Below are 18,455 nucleotides of genomic sequence, written 5' to 3' on the forward strand. Positions count from 1 at the left end.
CTTTTTCCCGAAAAACAATATACCATCTTTCCCCCGCCGGGACAATGATTGAGCGGGCTGATACCCATATCGCTTTACTTCTTAAAGAAAATACTGCAAAATATTTTCAAACAGGATTTATGATAAAGGAGAGGAAGCTCGTGAAAATTGCTAAGGTTGGAAACGTCATTGAATTTAAAAACGGATTAACCGGTATTGTTGAAAAAGTAAATGAAAACTCCGTCATCGTTGATGTAACCATCATGGATAATTATCGTGACCTTGAATTAGATTCCCTCACTGTCGTCAACCATAAGAATTATAAAATCATCAGAGACTCCTATTAAACCCCCCCGAACATCCGAACCATTTACATATCCCGCACAAAAGCTGCCGCCCGGCAGCTTTTTCAAATGAATTCAGATCTCGGTCATTTCTACATAAAAATCACCGGTCTCATCTTTATTGTAAAGATTTGTGACGGATGTATAGTAGTTGGTTATTTTACCGCGGAATTCAAGCCCGCGCTCGGGCGCCTTGATGTCAAATGTTTTTTCATACAAAAGGACGGCAATATCATGATACGTTTCAGAGGTCACCTTCAATACAAATGAAATCATGCGGCCGTTTTTGCCCGCACTTTCTTTACAATCATACATTTTCAGCCTTACACCGTTTAACTCTAACGGCTCCATAACGAACACTCCTTCTTTTTACAGGACATGCTATCATGCTGACCATTCCTTTACAATTGATCCGCTCCGAATGAGAAAAAACAGCGCAGGTCTTTACAAACATACGTTCCCTATTTTATAATAAAACAGACGAGCTGCCATCCAGCACCCGTCACGTATTGAAGCGGCGAGTACACTCCCCCCGGGTTTACTCGTCTTTTTCTTTTCTCCAAATGATCTCTCCTTTCCTTATAGAAGTTCTGTGCAAATATCATGCACCTTTTTGGCGGCGCGGCACAGACGAAAAATACCCCCGCTTAAAAGGCGGGGGTATTTAGGTTATATTCCGAGACCGTACTCCGTCTGAAAATTAACGGTTGTCAATCGTCTCCGGATACATATCATGATTCCTCATCCGATGTTCGGCCATTTTTTCATATTTTGTTCCCGGTCTGCCGTAGTTTGTATACGGGTCAATGGAGATTCCGCCTCTAGGCGTGAATTTGCCCCATACTTCAATGCAGCGGGGGTTCATTTATTCGATCAAGTCATTCATGATGATGTTCATGCAATCCTCGTGGAAGAAAAGGCAGGTCAAAGTCTTGTCCCATAAGTACTTGCTCTAGACATTAATCATGAAGTCACACCAATTTCACACCTTACCAAACGATTGATTTTAACCTTTTTTGGGGACTATTTGTAATCTCTGCGCAGGGAAATTATACCTGTGCTAGCCCGCCATCTACGAACAATTCAACACCCGTCAAGTAACTGCTTTCGTCTGAAGCAAGGAAAGATACAGCGTTTGCTACTTCTTCAGGTGTCCCAACTTTTCCAGCTGGAACAGTATTTCTGCTATTTTCCATTACTTCTTCAAGTGCATCACCAAAAAGCTCATCGTAGGCAGGTGTAAGAATAGCTCCTGGACTAACCACATTTACACGGATTTCAGTACCTTTTAGGTCAAGAATCCAGTTGCGAACTAGTGCTCTTAATGCTGCTTTAGATGCTCCATATACACTAAACGCTGGGTTGCCAATTGATCCAGCAGTAGAGCCCGTTACAATAATAGAACCTGCTTTGTCCGGGAATAGTGATAACGCTTTTTGAACAGTAAAGATGGTTCCTTTAACGTTAATGTCGAACGTTCTATCAACCTGCTCTTCAGTAATTTCACCTAATGGAAGGAAGTTGCCGATGCCTGCATTAGCAAAAAGAATGTCCAACTTACCTTTTTCCTGCTTTATAATGTCATATAGTTTGTCTAAGTCTTCAAGCTTAGAAATATCACCTTGAACACCGGTTACGTTCTTGCCAATTTGGTTAACTGCTTTATCAAGTTCGTTTTGTCTGCGTCCCGTGATATAAACATATGCACCTTCGTTTACAAATTTTTGTGCTGCAGCAAGACCAATCCCACTTGTTCCACCCGTTACAAGCGCTATTTTACCTTCAAATTTACCCATACTTAACACTCCTTTAGAATTAATTTTATTTTATGTCTAGTACCTTTAAGTACTTGAAGAACAACTTACAAGATATAGTATCCTTCAGTAAGCACATTATCGGAAGTACCCACTTTTTTGTGATATAGTAACTAAAAAGTAATAAATGTGGAATGGAGAGCTTTAGACATGAAAAAATTTAGCTGCGGGTTTGAAGTGACAAAGGAAGTTATTGGCGGAAAATGGAAAGGGCTTGTATTATACTTTTTAATGAATGGACCAAAGAGAACGAGTGAATTAAAGCGCATTATCCCAAATATAACTCAGAAAATGCTGATTCAAACACTTAGAGAGCTTGAAGCCAGTGGACTTGTGAGCAGAAAGATGTATAATCAAGTACCGCCGAAGGTTGAATATTCATCCACTGAACTTGGAGAATCTCTTAAACCTATCTTGCAGGAGCTCTGTCAATGGGGAGGCCATTATGCGGAGCAAGAGTATGCAGAAGGTGAATATGAAATTGTACAACCAGAACAACTAAGTTAGGATTGATGTAGCTGCTGAAGTAAATGCTAAACAACTTCAATACCATCACCTAACAGATGAAGAACAGTCAGAAATAAATGAGATATTCAATTTTGAAAGTGAAGTTCTAATAAGAAGTGTCATCGACTATATTCAGGAGAACTTTGATGAAATTCAAAAAAGAGCTGTTTCAATTGTTAAAGAGAAGGTTCAGAAACTTAGCCAAAAAATAAATGAAGATATTGATAATCATATTTAATGCCTATGATCTCTAGATAGGCATTTTTTCTTTCGGATAAAAAAGAAAAGACGTACAAATTGTACGCCTTAATCTGCTTCTGTACTATCAATTTTTCACTGCATAAAAGTCACAGTTCAGGTTGCACCTCAGGTCAAACTTTTATTGAGCTTAGTGCGGGTCACACTCCGGTCACTTCGGGTCACAGTCGGGTCACAATTCCGCTAAAATCAGCACTGAATGTTCGGATTTTACTGTAACTCCACTTCGTTTCACACTCCGTATCACACAGCGGAATAATTACCGATTATCAATCGTCTCCGGATACATATCATGATTCATCATCCGATGTTCGGCCATTTTTTCATATTTTGTTCCCGGTCTGCCGTAGTTTGTATACGGGTCAATGGAGATTCCGCCTCTTGGCGTGAATTTGCCCCATACTTCGATGTAGCGCGGGTCCATTAATTCAATCAAGTCATTCATGATGATGTTCATGCAGTCCTCGTGGAAATCTCCGTGGTTGCGGAAGCTGAAAAGATACAGCTTCAGCGATTTGCTTTCCACCATTTTTTCATCCGGAATATAGCTGATGTAGATAGTTGCGAAGTCCGGCTGTCCCGTTTTCGGGCAAAGCGACGTAAATTCCGGGCAGTTGAATTTAACGAAATAATCACGGTTCACGTGTTTATTCGGAAATGATTCCAAAACCTCCGGCGCATATTCAAATAAATAGTTTGTTCCTTGATTCCCCAGGAGCGTAACTCCTTCTAATTCTGATTCTTTTCTTGTCATATAAATCTCCCTTTCTATTAAACTCCCCGTTTATTGCCCCAAAGCAGCGTATGCAGCTGAGGCAGGACTCTGACGAGATTCAGATCCGAATCGGCAGAAACCTTATCAACAAGTGTTTCGTATTTTCCGAGCAGATGTGCGATCAATGCCCGGTCGTCCGTCGTATGGACATTATCGTTTCCGACCTGAAGATAAAATGGAATATTCGGATACCGCTTGTGCACGGTTTTCGCAAATTGCAGATCTTCATCATTAAAAATGACAACCTTTAAGCTGACCGCGTTAAGCCTTTCTGCCGCATCAAGCGAAGACACAATGTGATCGAGCTTTGCAAAATCGGTTGTCATCCCCGAACTTGGCGGCTTCGGTGAAATCGTCAGGTCGTTAATCATTGTGAACCAATCCTGATAGACCGTTCCCTGCGTTTCTAAAGCGGCGCGCACCCCGTGCTCTTTCAGCAGCAAAATCAGCGCGTCAAGCTGCTTTAACAGCGCCGGGTTTCCTCCTGAGATGGTGACATGAGAAAAGGCGTCTCCGCCGATTTCTCTCAGCTCGCGGTAAATGTCTTCCGCTGTCATCCAGCGGATATCTTTTTTGGCTGAGCCGTCCCATGTAAAAGCGGAGTCGCACCAGCTGCAGGAGTAGTCGCAGCCCGCCGTGCGGACGAACATGGTTTTCTGGCCGATAACCATGCCCTCCCCTTGTATCGTCGGTCCGAAAATTTCTAATACCGGAATTCCTTTAGCCATTCCTATCACCTTTTTTCGGGCGGTATACGCAATAGCTTGTCGGGGTTTCCCTGACAAAAACCTGCACGCAGACCGGCTGATTCTCCAGTGTTTCGAGGTAGGACTGCACCTTATCATAAATCGTTTTGGCCACGACCTCGGTCGTCGGCAGTGAATATCTGTCATCATCAGAAAATTCCTCATGGTCATTCAGCAATGTATGGTCATAAGCGCCGTGCACCAATTTCTTCAGCACGCTGAAATTCACGAGAAAGCCTGAATCGTCCAGTTCATCCCCCGCAACGGTAATATTTACTGTATACGTGTGCCCGTGGACTCTGCTGCACGCTCCTGCGCTTTCGCGGGGAATAAAGTGCGCGGCTGAAATGTGCATGTCCTTATTTAACTCAAACGAATAAGGATGCTGAACCTGCGGGTAAATTTGAGAAAGCAATTAGTTCCGCTCTCCTTTCATTTTCATATATTCATCATATCCTTTATTGCGGAGCAGGCATGCCGGGCATTCGCCGCATCCGTCCGCAATGATGCCGTTATAGCAAGTCAGTGTATTATTCTTTACAAAATCAAGCGCGCCGAGCTCATCCGCAAGTTTCCACGTTTCTGCTTTGTTCAGCCACATAAGCGGCGTATGAATGACGAACGGCTTTTCCATCGCCAAATTGACGGTGACATTGCAGGATTTGACAAACTCGTCACGGCAGTCCGGGTAGCCGCTGAAATCAGTCTCGCAAACACCGGTAATAATGTGGCGCGCACCGATTTGATATGCAAGAATCGATGCAAAGGATAAAAATACAAGGTTGCGTCCCGGTACAAAGGTTGTCGGCAATTCCCCGTCCTTCGCTTCAATTTCGATATCATCTCTTGTCAGCGCATTCGGCGCAAGCTGATTTAAAAGAGACATATCAAGCAAGTGATTTTTGACACCGAGCTTTTCGGCAATCGATTTTGCCACATCGATTTCTTCTTGGTGACGCTGATTATAATGGAATGTAACGGTTTCCACTTCTTCAAAGTTTTGCAAAGCCCATAATAAACAAGTCGTGCTGTCTTGGCCTCCGCTGAACACCACAACTGCTTTTTCTTTTTTCATGTCTTTCTCTCCCTTATCTATCATTCCATAAAAAAAGCGCCTTTTTCGGAGAAGGCGCCCTAAAAAAACATAAAAAAACCGTATCCAAGGATACAGCTCGTCCTTAGTTTTTTATAGAGGGTGTAGCTAGAACCTCTCCCGCATACATACGGATTTTCTTCTTTTTTCACTTTCGCTATCATACCATAATGTTGTTTCCCGTGACAATAAAAAAACAGCCTGAACCTGTGTCAGGCTGCAAAAGCGGGATTAGGCCCCGCGTTTTTTCCCCGGAAATACCATCAGCGCAATCCCGATCAGAACAAATAAAGCAGGCCAGAAAACAGAAACCGGAATGATCGGCTGATTCGTCATCATAAAGCAAAGTGCTGTCAAGGTCAGCACCGCAACCGGGATGAGCAGCGCCTTCTCTTTCCCGCCGAACAGCCACAGCTCAAATAAACCGAATGCCGTTGCAAGCAGGTAAACAGGCCATGTCACACCGGAGTAGGACCAATTGGTTGCCGTTTCAAAGACAAACAAGATCCCCGTAATCAACAAGATGCCGCCCGGTACGAGAAGTCCCGCGTTTTTGACAGGTTTCGGGCCAAAAATCGGAATGTGAAAAGCGGCGCCCAGCAAAAGAATGAGAGCGGGCCAGCCGCGTTCGCTGATGACTTCATTTGCATTGGTGAATATGCCGAAAATGCCCGCGGCGCACAGAACCGCAGCAGCAGTCAAAAGCCCCCTTTTCCTTCTGCCGAACAACCAAGCTTCAAACAGGCCGAACGCAACGGCAAAGAGGTAGACAGGAGATGTCACATTTGCGTATGTCCAATCCGTCAGCGTTTCAAACCATAACAAGCCGCCCGTCACAAGCAAAATGCCGCCCGGAATAAGAAGGCCCGATCTTTTTTTCGGCTGCATAAAGGCAGCGGCGTGAAACAAAAGCGCGGCTGCGATGATCAAAAGCGGCCACAGCCCCGGCATCAGCATACCGGCAAAGCATAGTGCTCCCACGGCAGTCAGGATGAAAGCAGGAATCAATACACCTAACTTCCTCCCGCCGAAATACCACAGCTCAAACAGACCGAGAGCAGGCGCCCATATATAAACAGGCCACGTCACGCCTGAATACGTCCATCCCGTTGCCATTTCAAAACAAAACAGGCAGCCCAGCACAAGAAACATACCGCCCGGAACGAGCAGTCCCGCCTGGTCAGGCGTTTTTTTCGCAAAAATAAATCCCGCGTGAAACCCTGCGGACATTATAATGAAAAGAAACGGCCACGCCGAACCTGCGGATATATATATAACTCCCGCCTTCTGTAAAAAAAACGCAATGCCGATACAAATAAAAATAAATCCCAATAATACACGTCGAGCTTTCATCTCTTACTCCTCCCCATCATTTCCCAATTCATTATACAGAAATGTCAGGAAAAAAGAAGGGGAATTCCCAAAAAATACAGACATTTTCCTTATATCCTTATTTTTCTTTCGGGATTTTTTTGCAAATCAATGCGCCGATAAAAGCGAGGCTCACATACCCAAACACCGGGTAAACGGTGGAAATCAGCTGTCCGTAGCCGATTTGGCTGATAATGAAAGCAAACGCCAAAATGCCGCCGTAAATATATGTACTTTTTATATGAAGAAAACTGTTTAATTGTTTTTCCAATCCGTATAGATTGCCGATGACTGACGTAAACACTTCCCCGAAAATAATAAACAAATAAATGATATGAAGCGAACGCGAATACGAATAGACAACTTGAGCCATCGGAATGTCAAACTCCAGCACATCCGGCAGCACCGATAATGATAAAAAGCTCGCGGCAAGCACCAGTGTCAACAGAACGCCGCCTAAATAAGCCCCCTTTCTGATCACCTTCTCTGAAGACATTTCGTTCGCAAGCGGCACAAGGACGGCTTGGGCGAGCGATAAATTTAACGCGCCGTAAGAGACGGCGGACAAAAGCCAATTCCACTTGTCAGGCCATACCCATTCGTCCGCGTTTCTCGTGCTTGTAAATACAAATGAATCAGCTGTCACGATAAAAGAGAAAGAAATTAAAAGCGGCACAACCAATATATTGACGCCGAACACACCTTTAACGCCGCTTGTCATGACGGCAAAGCTCAGTACGATCGTCAAAAGGATCCCCGCTTGTGCGGACCATCCAAGCTGTTCATGAAACAGCGCCCCCGCTCCGGACAGCATGACAGAGGTCACTCCCAGCAATATAAACATCATAAACATATTCACGGCGCGGCCGATGGACTGGCCGAATAAATATGTGTTCAATTCCTGATAAGATGCTGCGTGAATCCGTTTGGAAATGATCATGATTTTGGCGCCTAAATATGTAAACATCAGACCGCTTACCACGATACCGAACAGACCGATCCAGCCAAACTTCAGAAAAAACTCAACGATTTCCCGTCCCGTGGCAAAACCGGCTCCTACAACCGTGCCTACGTATACAAATGCAAGCTGACTTGCAAAACCTTTTGTTTGTCCCATTTCTCCCTCCGGCTAAGCGCAGATTTGTCCAGGCCTTTATATATGCTTATGAGACAAGTCGCCCGAAAAGACGACCAAATCGTCCTTCCCCGGAGAAAACAGATTCTGCTCTCTCCTCTAAGCAAAAATATTGAAAGAAAAAAAGGGCCGGCGTATACTCTTCATCAAGAAAGGTCAAAGCATTTCATTTCCTTTCTGACTATATTGGTCAAAAATAATCAAACCTCACAAATATCACTTATCATGCTGTAAACATTTATTTTTCGGGGTTTGAAACAAAATACTTGAAAGTCAAAGAAGGTCAGAGTATACTATTAATCAAAGAAGGTCAAAGTTAAGACCTTATTTTCTAATCCATTTGGTCAAAGATGATCAAACATTTTTCAAGGAGGTTTTGGCAAATGCGTTGTCAACATTGTCAGAAAAACGAGGCGACGATTCGCCTGAACATGCAAGTCAATTCCATTCAAAAACAATTCGTTTTATGTGAAACATGTTATACAGAATTAACCCGAAAACCGTCTATGAGCATGGGGCCGCAATCATTCGGATTCCCGTTTGAGCAAGGTTTCGCTCCCAATCAAAATAAACAGCAGGCCGGCCCTGAAAAAGGCCTGCTCGACGAGCTCGCTCAAAACGTCACAAACGGCGCAAAAGCAGGTCTGATTGACCCTGTGATCGGCCGCGATAATGAAGTGGCGCGCGTAATTGAAATTTTGAACCGCCGGAATAAAAACAATCCGGTGCTGATCGGTGAGCCGGGCGTCGGTAAAACGGCTATTGCAGAAGGCCTCGCGCTTAAAATCGCTGAAGGCGATGTGCCGAACAAATTGAAAAACAAAGAGCTTTACCTGCTTGACGTCGCTTCTCTCGTCGCCAATACAGGGATCAGAGGCCAGTTTGAAGAAAGAATGAAACAATTAATGAACGAATTAAAAGAACGGAAAAACGTCATCTTGTTCATTGATGAGATTCATCTTCTTGTAGGCGCCGGCTCTGCCGAGGGATCAATGGATGCCGGGAACATCCTGAAACCGGCGCTTGCCAGAGGCGAGCTGCAGGTCATCGGGGCGACAACGCTGAAAGAGTACCGCCAGATTGAAAAAGATGCGGCGCTTGAAAGACGCTTCCAGCCCGTCATGGTTCACGAGCCTACAATAGAACAAGCCATCAGCATTCTGGAAGGCATTAAAGATAAATATGAGAAATACCACGGCGTCACATTCAGCAATGAAGCGATAAATGCCTGTGTTACGCTTTCATCCCGTTACATTCAGGACCGCCACCTGCCGGATAAAGCGATCGACTTATTAGATGAAGCCGGCTCTAAGGCGAACCTGGAGCTTGATACCGTAAATGAAGAAGATGCGGCTGAGAGACTCAAAGCAATTGACGCGGAGAAAACAAAAGCGCTTCATGAAGAAAATTATGAGCTTGCCGCGAAACTGCGTGATGAAGAAGCGGCGTTGGAAAAGCAGCTGGCGCATGAAACACCGGCCTCTTCACCTGAAATCGGGGCGGAGCATATTCAAGCCATCATTGAACAGAAAACAGGCATTCCGGTCGGAAAACTCCAGGCTGATGAACAAGTCAAAATGAAGGAACTTGAAGAGCATCTTCATCAGCGCGTCATCGGTCAGGAAAAAGCCGTGAAAAAAGTGGCGAAAGCGGTCAGACGAAGCCGCGCCGGCTTAAAATCCAAAAACAGACCTGTCGGCTCCTTCCTCTTTGTCGGACCGACCGGAGTCGGAAAAACCGAGTTATCAAAGACACTCGCAGATGAACTGTTCGGTACAAAAGATTCCATTATCCGTCTCGATATGAGTGAATACATGGAAAAACACGCCGTATCAAAAATTATCGGTTCACCGCCGGGATATGTCGGACACGATGAAGCCGGTCAATTAACGGAAAAAGTGCGCCGCAATCCGTACAGCATCGTGCTGCTCGACGAGATTGAAAAAGCCCATCCTGATGTCCAGCATATGTTTCTGCAGATTATGGAGGACGGCCGTCTGACAGACAGCCAGGGCAGAACGGTCAGCTTCAAAGATACCGTTTTGATTATGACTAGCAACGCTGGAACCGGCGAAAAACAGGTGAAAGTCGGATTCCAATCTGAAGAGAGCGTCATGGAAGAACAAACGCTGATTGATTCACTGAGCGCGTTCTTCAAACCGGAGTTTTTAAACCGGTTTGACAGCATTATTGAATTCCAATCCCTAAAAAAAGAACATCTCGTGAAAATCGTCAGCCTGCTTCTCACAGAGCTTGAAGACACATTAAAAGAGCGCGGCATCAGCCTGAGCGTCACCGATGATGCGAAAGAAAAAATCGCTGAAATCGGCTACCACCCCGCTTTCGGAGCACGCCCGCTCAGAAGAACCATCCAAGAATTGATCGAGGACGAAATGACAGATCTTCTATTGGATGACAACGAAATCAAAGCCTTCCATGTCGTAATGGAAGAGGACGGCATCAAAGTCCGGGCACAATAACAAAAAAGCGGTTCCCTCCTCGCGGGGAGCCGCTTTTTTGTTATTTCTCCATGCCGGAAGGGAGAAACTGTGAAGAATTCGGGAACAATTTCTCAATCACCCTAAAGTTCCATGCACTGCCACCGATATTAACCATAGAAAGCTAGTATAAAGGATTTGGTGAAAACTATGGATAAAACATCGATTATCGGTATCATCCTCGCCGTGATTGCTTTAAGCGTGGGCATGGTGCTGAAAGGGGTCAGCTTAAGCGCACTCGCTAACCCGGCAGCTATTCTGATTATTTTGTTCGGTACGATTTCTGCGGTGATCATCGCATTCCCCGGAAAAGAAATCAAAAAAGTGCCTGCCCTTTTTAAAGTGCTGTTTAAAGAAAACAAACAGCTGACAATTGCGCAATTAATTCCTATGTTCTCTCAATGGGCGCAAATCGCCAGACGTGAAGGTCTGCTCGCATTAGAAGCAAGCATTGAAGACGTGGATGACGCATTTTTGAAAAACGGCCTGAGCATGGCGGTTGACGGACAAAGCGCAGAATTTATCAGAGATATTATGACTGAGGAAGTTGAAGCGATGGAAGACAGACACCAGGCCGGCGCAGCCATCTTTACACAAGCCGGCACATATGCGCCGACACTCGGCGTTTTGGGTGCGGTCATCGGCCTTATCGCCGCTCTTTCCAACATGAACAATACCGAGGCGCTCGGACATGCCATCAGTGCGGCGTTTGTCGCCACCCTTCTCGGGATTTTCACAGGGTATGTACTTTGGCATCCCTTCGCCAACAAACTGAAACGCAAATCAAAGCAGGAAGTCAAACTGCGTGAAATCATGATCGAAGGCGTTCTGTCAGTGCTTGAAGGACAGGCCCCGAAAGTGATCGAACAAAAACTTCTCATGTATCTTCCTGCGAATGAACGCGCAAAAGTCGCTGAACAAGAAGGAGAGGCAAACAATGGCGAGAAAAAAGAAGAAGAAGCATGATGACGAGCATGTGGATGAGTCTTGGCTGATCCCGTACGCGGATTTGCTCACCCTTCTTTTGGCTCTGTTCATTGTATTGTTCGCCATGAGCTCGGTCGATGCGGCGAAATTCCAAATGCTGTCTAAATCATTTAACGCCGTGTTTACCGGAGGCACGGGTGTTCTTGAATATTCAAGCGTCACCCCTCCTGAAAACGAAAAAGACGGCATTGATCAGTTAAAAAAAGACAAGGAAAAGGAAAAAGATAAAGAACAGAAAAAGAAAGAAAGAGAAGCAGCCGACCGCGAAGAACTTGAAGGCGTGCAAAAGCAAGTCAATCAATTTATAAAAAATAAAAAGCTTGAAACTCAGCTTGAAACAAAGCTGACTAAAGAAGGACTCTTAATTACGATTAAAGACAGTATCTTTTTTGATTCCGGACGGGCGGATATCCGTCAGGAAGATATTCCGCTTGCCAAGGAAATCTCGAATCTCCTTGTGCTGAATCCGCCGAGGAACATTATCATCAGCGGACATACGGACAATGTACCGATTAAAAACTCACAATATCAATCTAACTGGCATTTAAGCGTCATGCGGGCCGTCAACTTCATGGCTATTCTGACAGAAAACCCGAAACTTGACGCAAAAGTATTCAGCGCCAAAGGTTTCGGAGAGTATAAACCGGCCGTGTCGAATAAAACCGCTGAAGGGCGCAGCAAAAACAGGCGCGTCGAGGTATTGATACAGCCTAGAAACGCCGCGACTGACCAAAATCAGTAATATAAAAAAGGAAGCCTTTCAAATGGCTTCCTTTTTTATTTCTGATGAAAATGTTTAGCGTTTAATCCCACTCTTTTCAGCATTTCCGTACACATTTCTATCTCTTCATCACTCAGCACACTGATCATTTCTTTAATTTCTTCAGCATGATCAGGGAAAATATCGTCCAAAAGACGGATTCCCTTTTCAGAAATCTGTGCGAAAGTCACTCTCCTGTCAGTCGGCGAGGCTTTTCTGATGAGAAGTTCTTTTTTCTCTAATTTGTCAACAACGTATGTAATACTTCCGCTCGCTAATAAAATTTTGTCGCCGATCTGCTGAAGCGGCTGGTTGCCTTTGTGGTACAGCAGCTCAAGCACCGCAAATTCCGTCGGGTTCAGGCCGTGCTTATGAATATGTTTATTCATATGGTCGTTAATAGATCGGTACGCACGTGACAGTACAATAAATAATTTCAATGAGTTTTCTGTTTTATCCGTCATACATTCAATCATCCTTTTACAAAAGAAACCGTTACAGAGAAACATTAATAAACAAAATGAAAAATGTCAACAAAAATGTTTCCAAAATTTCTCTTCTTTTTGTCTGACCTTAATAAAATAATTTGTTTTTCTATCATTTTGGTTATTTTTTCTTATTAAAGAAGTATAAAAATGATATAATACCTCTATTCAAGTGTAATGTTGGAGCGATGCAGAGTGAATACATTTAAAGGTGCCCGGGGAAAGATCAAGCTTTATCTCATATTGGTGATCATCCCGGCACTTATTATCAGCTTTTTCATTTATGAAAAAGAAAAGCAGAAAATAGCCGATAAACACATACAGGAAGCCAGTATGATGCTCAACCTTCACCGCAATAAGCTCAATTATTTAATCGGTGAAACAAAAGCCCGGATGACAACACTTGCGATCGCTGTCGATAAGCCTGTCAATGAAGAAAAGATCATTGACATTCTCGATCAGGCTTTTGAGGATGAACCCAGATTCAGCGGTCTGTATATGCTGAATTCCAAAGGTGATGTCATCGCAAGCACGACTGATCTGAAATCAAAGGTGAATTTGGCCGACAGACCGTATTTTACGAAGGCGAAAAAGACGAAAAAAACGGTCATCACAAATGACTACTCCAGCAGAATTACAGGCCAGCGCATCTTCACGATCTGCGTGCCGGTGTTAGACGCAAAACGGGAAGTCACGGATTATTTAGTAGCCGCCATACAAGTCGATTATTTGAGAAATATGATCAATATGCTGAGCCCTGACGTTTATGTCAAGGCAACCAATCAGAATAAAGTGATATTTGCCAGCGGACGGGCTGATCAATCAGAAGGTGTGAAACCGGTCAGCGGCTATCTGGATGATATTAATTGGAATATCAATGTTTATCCGAAACCGGTTGAGCTGAACGAGCTGACCAAAAGCGTGCTGCTGCCGATGTCCAGTATTGCCGTGCTGCTGAATATTCTGTTCATCCTCGTTCAATATTATCTGCTTAAGCGCAAGACCCAGCTGGAGCGCGCTCAAAATGAAGCGCAGAAATTGGAGCTGATCGGAACGCTTGCCGCCAGCACCGCCCATGAAATCCGCAACCCGCTTACAGGGATCAGCGGCTTCATTCAGCTTTTGCAGAAAAAATACAAATCGGAGGAAGATCAGCTGTATTTCTCAATTATTGAGCAGGAGATTAAACGGATCAATCAGATTGTCAGTGAGTTTTTAGTGCTTGGAAAACCCACTGCTGAACGGTTGGAAGTGAACTCGCTGCAGGATATTCTTGATGAGATTATGCCGATTATTTATTCTGAAGGGAATCTGTATAATGTGGAAGTGAATGTGGAGATTCTCGTCAATCGGCCGCTCAAGGTCAACTGCACGAAAGACCATATTAAACAGGTGATTTTAAATGTCGCGAAAAACGCGCTGGAATCCATGCAGGAAGGCGGCCGGCTGTCCATCTATTTAGAAGCACGCGATCATAAAGCAGTCATTAAGGTGGCCGACAACGGAATGGGCATTTCTGAAGATATGCTTGAGCACATTTTTCTTCCGTTTGTAACGTCAAAGGAAAAAGGCACCGGCCTCGGCCTTGTCGTATGTAAACGAATCATGCTGATGTACGGCGGTTCGATTGACATTCAAAGCGAAGTCGATAAGGGCACAGAGGTCACCATTGCCCTCCCTGCCGCTTCTCGATGAAAAAACACCCTGTATCGGGTGTTTTTTACTTAAGAAGAATATGTGTAAGAGGATATACCAGAGGAACGGCATCATAGCCGGCAGATAGTACGAGGCGCTTCGTGAGCCGTGCCAGCGGAAAAATCTGCTGACTGTACGCGGTCATCTTTCGGATGCGGCGCTTGATCAGGAAGCGCATTCAGTCTTCGTTATCTGTTTTATCATCAATCATTTGTTTGCTTCATATGCAGGCATGACGTCACCGCGGGAGAACAAGCCTATTTTCTTCACAAGGCCCTGTATTCCTTGGTGATGTGTACGATCACGGTTTACCAGCTGCTGATACGCGTTCATCAGACAGTCCAGTTCCTGGCTGTGCCTGATCGTGTCATATCCTGTAAACCCTTGCCTGTTAGCTGCATCTATCATCATTTTTCTTTTTTTATCAATAGATACAAGCAATTTTTCTTGTTCAGAATAACTGCCCATTCACTTCACCCCTCACCGCTAAAAGAATAGGAAACAAGTTTGATTGGGTTATTGAGCATTATTACAGATTATACTTTATTTGTAAACATTTTTTTACTAAATAACTTATTTTTTCATTTCATATTGGAATCTTTAGCATGAATACGAGAATAATACCCATTCGGGTAATGATATAAACAGAATGCGGCATATTCAGGAATTAAAAAACAGACACAGCTGACTTTATATTACAATAAAAAACCTCTCATGCCGGTGGGTGCATGAGAGGTTCGGGCGTCTATCAGTTTTGCACACTTTCATTTTCGTAAATCGGCACCCAGCCCTCAGTCGTCACAAAGATCCGGATTGCGACGACCCGGCGGTCTTCCTGAAGCGTAAAGTAGTGGCGGATGTTCTCCGGAACTGAAATCAAATCTCCCGGATTTAAACGGACGTCGAAAAATGTGCCGTCTTTGCCTTGAATGACGAAGATGCCGTGTCCGCTGACGATAAAGCGGACTTCATCATCCGTGTGGTGATGTTCTCTTTGGAAATTTTTTAATAATTCATCAAGATTCGGCGTGGTATCTGATAAATAAATGACATCCTGAGACTGATATCCGCGCCGGGCTGAAATGTCCTGAATCTCCGTGTCAAACGCCGCGAGAATCCGTTCTTTTTCATCTTCAGTTAGATCGTATTTTTCCGAAAGCTCAGACGGAAGTTTTTCAATGTTCCACTGCTCATAGATCACCTCTTGTTCATCTAAGAAGCGCGCTACTTCTTCCTGATGTTCAATGATCGTATTTTTTTCGTCATGAATTCTGATGGTCGCCATTTTCTATTCCTCCTTTTATTTTACCAGCTGCGGACGAAGTGACAGAAGCTTGAGGTGACAGCTGAATAAAAATTCATAGGCTTCCAGCACTCTTTTCGCTTCAAATGCGGTACGTCCCCATGCCGTAATGCCGTGATTGCGGATTAACACCGCGCCTGAGCCGGCGTCCGCATGGTGCGCGAAATTTTCGGCCAATGCCGGGATGTGCGCCGGATTGTCAATGATCGGAACGGTCACGGACGCGTTTTCCTCCCATAATCCGAGCGCCTTAATCATCTCCTGCCCCTGAAAAGTGATTTGTTTTTCATCCCCGTAAAGCTCTGAGATGACATTATTATTGACGGTATGGACATGCAGACAGCAGCCTGCGTCTGTCTTTTGGTATAAGTAAGTATGGAGAAGCGTTTCCGCTGAAGGTTTTAAAGAATGGCCGGTCTCAGCGGGCTTCCCGTACTCATCGATTAAGAGAAAATCTTCGTCTGTTTCTTTTCGTTTGTCTTTTCCGCTCGCCGTAACGAGAAAAGTCAGCGGCCCGTCGGATACTTTGATGGAAAGATTCCCGCTCGTTGCCGGGAACCAGTCTCTTTCGGCCAGCTCGCGCTTTACCTCAGCAAGTTCGCGCCAGCGTTCTTCTTTTGCAGCCATGCCTGCACCTCCCCGATGTTTTCAATGCCTGTTTTCACCTCATGAAAATCTTGAAAAGGCAGATGCCGGAGGCCGAGTTCTTTGCATTCAGTCAAAAGATAATCTCTCGCAAAACACATATCGGATAACTTTGCAGCCTCGACATCCGTGACCGAATCACCGATCATAACGAGAAATTTCTGCTGATCGGATAGCTTCCGGATGACTGACGGTTTGCAGCAGCCGCATTGATTGGTGCAGTCTCCGTCACAGGCGTGCGGCCAGTCTATATGAATATATTCATTGTCAAAGGATGCATGATTGCAGAAAATCCGCTCCTTTTCTACGATCCCTTCCAAAAGCGGATGCACAAAAAAGTCCATTCCTCCGCTTACGATATAAAACGGGAGGTCGTTTGAGCGGACAAACGAGACAAAATCAAAAAAGCCGTCCCGTATTTTCGCATCCTTCAGGATAAAGCCGGTCAGTTCTTCTTTTAAGCTGCTCGGCAGCAGTCCGAACATCCGTCCGACTCCTTCTTGGATTGATATGCTTTTAGACAGAACACCGTCTTTTAATTCAAGCCACTCAGGAGGCGCGAATTCTTTCATCATGCTGACAATGTTGTCGTTCATGGTGACCGTTCCGTCGAAATCACAAATAATCAGCGGTGTGCGGGTCATACGGCTTCCACCCTTCCCCATTTGTCTAATGCGAGCTGAAGATCTTTGCACGACGCGGCTTTTTCTTCAATCGGCTGCGCTTCAAGCACCGCATCAATGACGGCGCGGAACGCTTTTCCGCCACCCTCGGCTCCTTTCGGGTGGCCGTGAATGCCTCCGCCGGCATTGATGATGTGATCGATGCCGAAATCGCGCATCAATAATGGCACCATACCGGGATGAATGCCTGCTGACGGGACGGCAAACGACGGATGAAAGACATCGTCTTTTACACATTCATCATGGATTGCAAGCGCGGACTCCTTCGGAAGAGCAACGGTTCCGTAAGGTGACGGAAATAAACTGAAATCAGCGCCGCAATAGCGGTTCAGCTTGCCGAGCAAAAGCGCATGCGACAAGCCGTAAACGGGAGATGATGTGAACGCGCCGCTGACTGCCGGATGCGCCATGATCGGAAGCGGGATTTCCCTGTCTTCAGCAAGGCTCTGCATCACATCTAAACCGTAAGCGAACACATTCAATAAAAGCGCGTCCGCCCCGAGTTCTGCCGCGCGCCTCGCTTTATCCCGCAATTCGGCGGTCCTTCCCGTAAGGTTTACGGCATACAGCGTTTTATGCCCCGTCTCCTCCCGGGTTTCCTTCAGGACTTGTTTTCCTTCGATAATGCGGGTTTCAAACGGAGCCAGTTCATTTTCAAAGAAAATTTCGTCATCTTTAATAAGATCCACGCCGCCGAGCGCCTGCTGTCTGAGCTGTTCTTTAATGTCGGCGAGATCCCGTCCGATCACGCCTTTAAATATGCTCATCAGAAGCGGTCTTTCAAATTCGCCCAGCAGTTTGCGGATGCCGTATATACCGAATTTCGGCCCGGGAAGGGAGCGTTTAAACCCTTCGGAAAATTCAAGATCAGTCAATTTTATTTTTCCGTCCAGTGACAGCTTTCCGAATACCGTCGTCAGGACGGCCGGAATATCTCTTGAAAAGTTCGCCTCAGGATAGGCGATGGTGATGACGGATTGTGTTTCGTTTTCTGAGGTTCCTTCTTTCTCCCCAACTTTTACGACCCGCCCTTTATGTTTTCTGAGCTGTTCCTGCTTCACCAGGGGCAGGTCAGTCCAGGAGCCTACCGTCAGCCCCGCCGCAATCTGTTCCGCCCGCTTTTCACTGTCCGTTGTGTCTGTCAGAAGATATGTTGCCAATAATTCGCTCATGCGTGAACGCCTCTCTTTCTTTCGCAAAACATAAAAAAACCTCTTCCGTATGAGCAGAAAGAGGCTTCGTGTTATGTCCGAATCTTATCTCTCAGCTCCTGCTGCAAGAATTAGCACCGTGCTTTATCAGTCGGTTGCCGGGCTTCATCGGGCTCGTCCCTCTGCCTGCTCTTGATAAGAATAATGATTTTATAAAGTATTTTGA

The 18,455-nt window shown here is 45.1% G+C and carries 20 protein-coding genes, 1 pseudogene and 2 riboswitches; of the genes and pseudogenes, 6 read left to right on the forward strand and 15 right to left on the reverse strand.

Annotation, left to right across the window (positions count from 1 at the left end):
- The first annotated feature begins 140 nt into the window (after positions 1-140).
- Complete coding sequence (locus tag CXL14_RS16345) at positions 141-326, forward strand: YkvS family protein (RefSeq protein WP_003154669.1); 186 nt, start codon at positions 141-143, stop codon at positions 324-326.
- A 72-nt stretch (positions 327-398) separates the two neighbouring features.
- On the opposite strand, the gene CXL14_RS16350 is transcribed toward CXL14_RS16345, so the two are convergent.
- From CXL14_RS16350 to CXL14_RS16360, 3 genes and pseudogenes are all read right to left on the reverse strand, one after another.
- Positions 399-674 (reverse strand): DUF3219 family protein, encoded by a 276-nt coding sequence (locus tag CXL14_RS16350; RefSeq protein ID WP_014417589.1) that lies wholly within the window; start codon positions 672-674, stop codon positions 399-401.
- Between the two features lie 349 nt (positions 675-1,023).
- Positions 1,024-1,236 (reverse strand): annotated as a pseudogene (locus CXL14_RS16355) (preQ(1) synthase); the annotation flags it as partial.
- A 136-nt stretch (positions 1,237-1,372) separates the two neighbouring features.
- Positions 1,373-2,119 (reverse strand): SDR family NAD(P)-dependent oxidoreductase, encoded by a 747-nt coding sequence (locus CXL14_RS16360; RefSeq protein WP_014417587.1) that lies wholly within the window; start codon positions 2,117-2,119, stop codon positions 1,373-1,375.
- 168 nt (positions 2,120-2,287) lie between these two features.
- Between CXL14_RS16360 and CXL14_RS16365 the strand changes: the two genes are divergently transcribed.
- Entirely contained in the window at positions 2,288-2,644 is a 357-nt protein-coding gene (locus CXL14_RS16365) for a winged helix-turn-helix transcriptional regulator (protein ID WP_014417586.1), read from the forward strand.
- 517 nt (positions 2,645-3,161) lie between these two features.
- On the opposite strand, the gene queF is transcribed toward CXL14_RS16365, so the two are convergent.
- From queF to CXL14_RS16395, 6 genes are all read right to left on the reverse strand, one after another.
- Positions 3,162-3,656 carry a preQ(1) synthase gene (gene queF / locus CXL14_RS16370; protein ID WP_003154673.1) on the reverse strand — a complete coding sequence of 165 codons (495 nt, stop codon included), beginning with the start codon at positions 3,654-3,656 and terminating at the stop codon, positions 3,162-3,164.
- Between the two features lie 17 nt (positions 3,657-3,673).
- Entirely contained in the window at positions 3,674-4,405 is a 732-nt protein-coding gene (gene queE / locus CXL14_RS16375; RefSeq protein ID WP_003154676.1) for a 7-carboxy-7-deazaguanine synthase QueE, read from the reverse strand.
- Positions 4,398-4,778 carry a 6-carboxytetrahydropterin synthase QueD gene (gene queD / locus CXL14_RS16380; RefSeq protein WP_228841473.1) on the reverse strand — a complete coding sequence of 127 codons (381 nt, stop codon included), beginning with the start codon at positions 4,776-4,778 and terminating at the stop codon, positions 4,398-4,400. The genes queE and queD overlap by 8 nt, the downstream gene beginning before the upstream one ends.
- A gap of 60 nt (positions 4,779-4,838) precedes the next feature.
- A complete protein-coding gene (queC, locus tag CXL14_RS16385) occupies positions 4,839-5,498 on the reverse strand; it encodes a 7-cyano-7-deazaguanine synthase QueC (RefSeq protein WP_003154679.1) in 660 nt (219 codons plus the stop codon).
- Between the two features lie 97 nt (positions 5,499-5,595).
- Positions 5,596-5,640, reverse strand: a riboswitch (PreQ1 riboswitch).
- Positions 5,641-5,747: 107 nt separating this feature from the next.
- Positions 5,748-6,869 carry a hypothetical protein gene (locus CXL14_RS16390; RefSeq protein ID WP_014417584.1) on the reverse strand — a complete coding sequence of 374 codons (1,122 nt, stop codon included), beginning with the start codon at positions 6,867-6,869 and terminating at the stop codon, positions 5,748-5,750.
- A 97-nt stretch (positions 6,870-6,966) separates the two neighbouring features.
- Positions 6,967-8,004 carry a YkvI family membrane protein gene (locus CXL14_RS16395; RefSeq protein ID WP_014417583.1) on the reverse strand — a complete coding sequence of 346 codons (1,038 nt, stop codon included), beginning with the start codon at positions 8,002-8,004 and terminating at the stop codon, positions 6,967-6,969.
- Between the two features lie 401 nt (positions 8,005-8,405).
- Between CXL14_RS16395 and clpE the strand changes: the two genes are divergently transcribed.
- The 3 genes from clpE (at position 8,406) to motB (ending at position 12,249) form a co-directional block, all read left to right on the forward strand.
- Positions 8,406-10,502, forward strand: a complete 2,097-nt coding sequence (clpE, locus tag CXL14_RS16405; protein WP_014417582.1) for an ATP-dependent protease ATP-binding subunit ClpE — start codon at positions 8,406-8,408, stop codon at positions 10,500-10,502.
- A 168-nt stretch (positions 10,503-10,670) separates the two neighbouring features.
- Positions 10,671-11,486: a flagellar motor stator protein MotA gene (motA, locus tag CXL14_RS16410; protein ID WP_003154684.1), complete on the forward strand. Its 816-nt coding sequence runs from the start codon at positions 10,671-10,673 to the stop codon at positions 11,484-11,486.
- Positions 11,458-12,249, forward strand: coding sequence for a flagellar motor protein MotB (gene motB, locus CXL14_RS16415; RefSeq protein ID WP_014417581.1), 792 nt, complete (start codon positions 11,458-11,460; stop codon positions 12,247-12,249). Before motA ends, motB begins: the two co-directional genes overlap by 29 nt.
- A gap of 35 nt (positions 12,250-12,284) precedes the next feature.
- Here the strand turns inward: motB and CXL14_RS16420 are convergent, their stop codons facing one another.
- Entirely contained in the window at positions 12,285-12,731 is a 447-nt protein-coding gene (locus tag CXL14_RS16420) for a MarR family transcriptional regulator MhqR (RefSeq protein ID WP_003154686.1), read from the reverse strand.
- Between the two features lie 198 nt (positions 12,732-12,929).
- Here CXL14_RS16420 and CXL14_RS16425 point away from each other — a divergent pair, with 198 nt between their 5' ends.
- Positions 12,930-14,447, forward strand: coding sequence for a sporulation kinase KinD (locus CXL14_RS16425; RefSeq protein WP_029974827.1), 1,518 nt, complete (start codon positions 12,930-12,932; stop codon positions 14,445-14,447).
- A 207-nt stretch (positions 14,448-14,654) separates the two neighbouring features.
- On the opposite strand, the gene CXL14_RS16430 is transcribed toward CXL14_RS16425, so the two are convergent.
- From CXL14_RS16430 to mtnW, 5 genes are all read right to left on the reverse strand, one after another.
- Entirely contained in the window at positions 14,655-14,915 is a 261-nt protein-coding gene (locus CXL14_RS16430; protein WP_003154690.1) for an aspartyl-phosphate phosphatase Spo0E, read from the reverse strand.
- Positions 14,916-15,195: 280 nt separating this feature from the next.
- Positions 15,196-15,732, reverse strand: a complete 537-nt coding sequence (locus CXL14_RS16435; RefSeq protein ID WP_014417579.1) for a 1,2-dihydroxy-3-keto-5-methylthiopentene dioxygenase — start codon at positions 15,730-15,732, stop codon at positions 15,196-15,198.
- 15 nt (positions 15,733-15,747) lie between these two features.
- Positions 15,748-16,377, reverse strand: a complete 630-nt coding sequence (locus CXL14_RS16440) for a methylthioribulose 1-phosphate dehydratase (RefSeq protein WP_014417578.1) — start codon at positions 16,375-16,377, stop codon at positions 15,748-15,750.
- Positions 16,335-17,039, reverse strand: coding sequence for a 2-hydroxy-3-keto-5-methylthiopentenyl-1-phosphate phosphatase (gene mtnX / locus CXL14_RS16445; protein WP_014721075.1), 705 nt, complete (start codon positions 17,037-17,039; stop codon positions 16,335-16,337). Before mtnX ends, CXL14_RS16440 begins: the two co-directional genes overlap by 43 nt.
- The gene (gene mtnW / locus CXL14_RS16450; RefSeq protein ID WP_014721074.1) at positions 17,036-18,250 is read right to left on the reverse strand and encodes a 2,3-diketo-5-methylthiopentyl-1-phosphate enolase; all 1,215 of its coding nucleotides are present in this window, start codon (positions 18,248-18,250) and stop codon (positions 17,036-17,038) included. The genes mtnX and mtnW overlap by 4 nt, the downstream gene beginning before the upstream one ends.
- Positions 18,251-18,331: 81 nt before the next feature.
- Positions 18,332-18,431, reverse strand: a riboswitch (SAM riboswitch).
- Between the last annotated feature and the right edge of the window lie 24 nt (positions 18,432-18,455).

It is taken from the genome of Bacillus sp. SJ-10, from assembly GCF_002843505.1.
Classification (GTDB): Bacteria; Bacillota; Bacilli; order Bacillales; family Bacillaceae; genus Bacillus; species Bacillus velezensis.